This window comes from Marinicauda pacifica (assembly GCF_004793635.1).
GTDB lineage: Bacteria > Pseudomonadota > Alphaproteobacteria > Caulobacterales > Maricaulaceae > Marinicauda > Marinicauda pacifica.
The window spans coordinates 1-306 of sequence record NZ_SRXV01000088.1; the positions used below are offsets into that span (position 1 = coordinate 1).

Annotated in this window: 1 protein-coding gene; it reads left to right on the forward strand. The window is 69.3% G+C overall.

Annotation, left to right across the window (positions count from 1 at the left end; all coding sequences use genetic code 11):
• A partial coding sequence (locus E5162_RS14875) for a hypothetical protein (RefSeq protein ID WP_158291332.1) occupies nucleotides 1-306 on the forward strand: 306 nt, incomplete at both ends.

Sequence of the window (306 nt, forward strand, 5' to 3'; positions counted from 1 at the left end):
GCTTGCGCGCACAAGGCATTGGGAATGCGGATTTCGAACGTGTCGCGGCCGGGCTCGCCGCCGTCGATAGCGGCGATCACGCCGGCGCTATCGCTGCGTTGAGGCCCTCGCTTTCGCTCCAGGACCGGGCCGGCGCCGCAGCGCGCACGCTCGTGGCGAACGAGCTTGTCGCCTGGGGGCGCGAAGGTCTCGAGGCTCACGCGGAGCTCGACCCGGCGCGCCTTCTGGCCGAGGCGATCGTCCTCGATCCCCTGGCTCCGGATACGTATTGGTATCTGGGTGAGCGCTTTCTTGTCGCCGGCTCGC